The following is a 1,950-nucleotide window of genomic DNA, read 5'->3' on the forward strand; positions in this document are numbered from 1 at the left end:
TTAAATTTGGCTGTAGCCAGAGAAGCAGATATGGACACCATCTTTTGAAGATTATTTTCAAACCAGGATTGCGTCGTTAATTTGTCATAATTCGTAAGAAGCAGTGAAATTTCATCGCTCTGATGATACACCAGTTTACATCCCATAATGTTATAGGCCAAATATTTACACGTCTCCCATAATGAAAAAATTAGTTTCTCATCAAAAGGTTTCGTCATCCCACGTGTAAAGGTATGAAAATGCGCACCATCAATTCTGATGATTACAGGTAAACGGCGTGGTAGGCTTAATCTATAGGCATTTTCATATTCCTTCATCCTATTTCCAAAATCATTTCTTTTCATAAACTATGTAGGTTCCTTTCATGATCCGTGATTTGCGCATAGAGTAAAACAATGTCTATCTTCCCCAATTGACATATATAAAAATTGTAACAAATTGGCTGATACATCGCTAGGAATTAAGAAAGACAAAAAAAACTTAGCAGATGGATTTGCAGAGTCTTTCATTTTTTCTTGGTATCTATTCTCCAAATGTTAGGCTATAATAATTTCAGATTTTACTTTATTCCGATATGAAAAGGATGATATATATGAGCCAAAATCCATCTTCCATTCCGCGTCCGTTAGTCAGGGCTAATCAATGGGTAATTGTTTTATCTGTAGTTTTCACTTGGATCACAGGGGGATATGGGGTGCTAGTTATTCCTCTTATTGCGGGGTTACTCGGCGTCCTTTTTAACTTCAATCCGGTAATGCGGATAGCCAAGCTTTTCTTGAAGAAAAGCCCCTCCTCGTATGTGCAGGAGGACCGAGAGCAGCAAAGGTTTAATCAGCTTCTTGCCGTCTTTTTTCTGTTGGTCGCTTGGGTAGGATTTATGCTCCAGTGGAGTATTGTCGCTTATGTATTCTCGGCCATGGTCCTGGTGGCGGCCTTGGTGGCTATCCTTGGTTTTTGCATAGGATGTTTTATTCTCTACCAATGGTCCCAATATCAATATCGAAGAAGAAAAAACGTGTAAACAGAAACAGCTCTCTTTTCATTCCATTCCATTAGGACATCGTTAATTAAATCGAAGGTGCAGCCGAACTCTCCGACAATATGGATGCTACGTCGGTTCCACCTTCTTTTTATTTTGCAGCAATATTATCTTCAAATACAAAAACGGATATGGCTATATCTTCCTCCACTTTAATATCTGAAAAGAGGTGCAGCAGCCGGGAATCCATGTAATCCTCCAGTTCTTTATTGAAGTGTGTGGGATATATTTTTTGAACCATTTTGGTTCGGGCTGCATGCACCATCTCTTTCCCGGATTCTTCTTGTGCTAGAAACTTTTCAGATGGGGTTAAATTTCCATACAGCATCGTGATAGCCATATTATCTACAAAGGTCGTATGTATGCGTTCCGGGCCTTTCCCAAACAGCTCTTTACGTACTTTTCGAATAATTTCGTTAAAACCTGTTTCCCTTCTCATATCGCACCGCTCTCCTAAAATCTACTAAAATCCCTATTACTATTTCCATCATAACCGATTCCTATCATATAAAACAGAGACTAGCGAAAGTGATTTTTGGAACATGATTTTATCTGCAATTATAAGCGTTCATTAATTTTGATTAACATTTCCTCTAAAATTCGCTTCTCCTCTTCGGTCAGGGCTTGAACAATTTCGTCCTCCACCTTTTGGAAAGAGTCACTAAAAGCTTCAATCAATTCAATGGCTTTTGGTAAAACATAAATATTTTTTTGCCGTTCATTATTGGCCGGGATTTTGCGCTCGATGAATCCTTTTTGCTCAAGACCTTGAAGTATGCTTGTAATGCTGGCTCCGCGCAGATGAAACCGATCGGCAAGATCCTTCTGAATTAAATCATTTTCTTGATTCTCGTAGATATATTTAATCATTTTTCCTTGTTGAGCATTTAATCCCAACTCTTTTATGCTCT

Annotated in this window: 4 protein-coding genes; 1 reads left to right on the forward strand and 3 read right to left on the reverse strand. The window is 38.3% G+C overall.

Going from position 1 to position 1,950, the window contains the following annotated elements:
• The coding region (locus GRP75_RS25725) for a tRNA(His) guanylyltransferase Thg1 family protein (RefSeq protein WP_202404316.1) at positions 1–344 on the reverse strand (344 nt) is incomplete at its 3' end.
• Positions 345–592: 248 nt separating this feature from the next.
• Here GRP75_RS25725 and GRP75_RS25730 point away from each other — a divergent pair.
• Positions 593–1,021, forward strand: a complete 429-nt coding sequence (locus GRP75_RS25730) for a DUF4395 domain-containing protein (RefSeq protein ID WP_160790745.1) — start codon at positions 593–595, stop codon at positions 1,019–1,021.
• A gap of 109 nt (positions 1,022–1,130) precedes the next feature.
• Here the strand turns inward: GRP75_RS25730 and GRP75_RS25735 are convergent, their stop codons facing one another.
• Entirely contained in the window at positions 1,131–1,478 is a 348-nt protein-coding gene (locus GRP75_RS25735) for a Na-translocating system protein MpsC family protein (protein WP_025718210.1), read from the reverse strand.
• Positions 1,479–1,597: 119 nt separating this feature from the next.
• On the reverse strand, positions 1,598–1,950 hold a 353-nt coding region (locus GRP75_RS25740; protein ID WP_160790746.1), incomplete at its 5' end, for a MarR family winged helix-turn-helix transcriptional regulator.

Source organism: Paenibacillus sp. OT2-17, from assembly GCF_009827695.1.
In the GTDB taxonomy this organism is placed as follows: domain Bacteria; phylum Bacillota; class Bacilli; order Paenibacillales; family Paenibacillaceae; genus Paenibacillus; species Paenibacillus polymyxa_B.

What these genes read in the sequence shown, in the direction of transcription:
- GRP75_RS25730 (WP_160790745.1), top strand. Translation starts at nt 593, where the DNA reads ATGAGCCAAAATCCATCTTCCATTCCGCGTCCGTTAGTCAGGGCTAAT.
- GRP75_RS25735 (WP_025718210.1), bottom strand. Translation starts at nt 1,478, where the DNA reads ATGAGAAGGGAAACAGGTTTTAACGAAATTATTCGAAAAGTACGTAAA.